An 838-nucleotide genomic window follows, 5' to 3' on the forward strand; every position below is an offset into this window, starting at 1 on the left:
CCGCGCCGGACCCCGCCGCGCCGGCCGTGGTCGCGGCCCACGCCGCCAGCAAGGGCCGGTACGGCTCGCGCAAGATAAAGGCGTCGCTCGAGAGGTCGGGCGTCACCGTCAGCCGGCGCCGGGTCTGCCGCATCATGAGGGAGAACGGCCTGGTCAGCGCATACGGCAGGAAGAGGTTCAAGGTGCACCCCGGGGCGGTCAACGAGGCCGACGTGCCCAACGTCGTCGCGCGCGGCTTCGGCGGCAGGGCGCCGCGCACCCATATATGCAGCGACCTGACCTACGTGCGCGTCGGGGCCTCGTGGAACTACGTCTGCCTGCTCGTCGACCTCTACAACAGGGAGATCGTCGGCCACTCCGCCGGGCCCAGGAAGGACGCCCGGCTGGTCAAGTCGGCGTTCGCGACGCTCTCCTTCCCCATCTCGGACATCGAGGTCTTCCACACGGACCGCGGCAGCGAGTTCGACAACGCCGAGATCGACCTGATGCTCGAGGCCTTCGGCATTGAGAGGTCGCTGTCGGCCAAGGGCTGCCCCTACGACAACGCCGTCGACGAGTCGACCAACAGGATACTGAAGGCCGAGCTCGTCCACCGCGAGACGTTCGGCACGACGCGCGAGCTCCGGGCCAAGCTCTCGGACTACGTGCACTGGTACGACAACTTCAGGATCCACTCGACGCTGGGCTACATGTCTCCGGTCGAGTTCAGGGAGGCGGGGCTGTCCCTCCCGGAATCGTCCAAATAGGTGTTGCCAATCCAAGGTGCGTGTACGAGTCCGGGGTCACGGGCTTCGACCTGCAGAAGAGGCTTTCCGGCCTGGGGGTCGACTGCGTGGTC

The 838-nt window shown here is 67.3% G+C and carries 1 protein-coding gene; it reads left to right on the top strand.

Features of this window, described 5'->3' with window-relative positions; genetic code table 11:
* Nucleotides 1-746, top strand: a 746-nt coding sequence (locus tag ARB25_RS09645; protein ID WP_055287686.1) for an IS3 family transposase, incomplete at its 5' end; no start/stop codon positions are given.
* Nucleotides 747-838: the final 92 nt, after the last annotated feature.

It is taken from the genome of Collinsella aerofaciens (assembly GCF_001405375.1).
Lineage (GTDB): Bacteria > Actinomycetota > Coriobacteriia > Coriobacteriales > Coriobacteriaceae > Collinsella > Collinsella aerofaciens_F.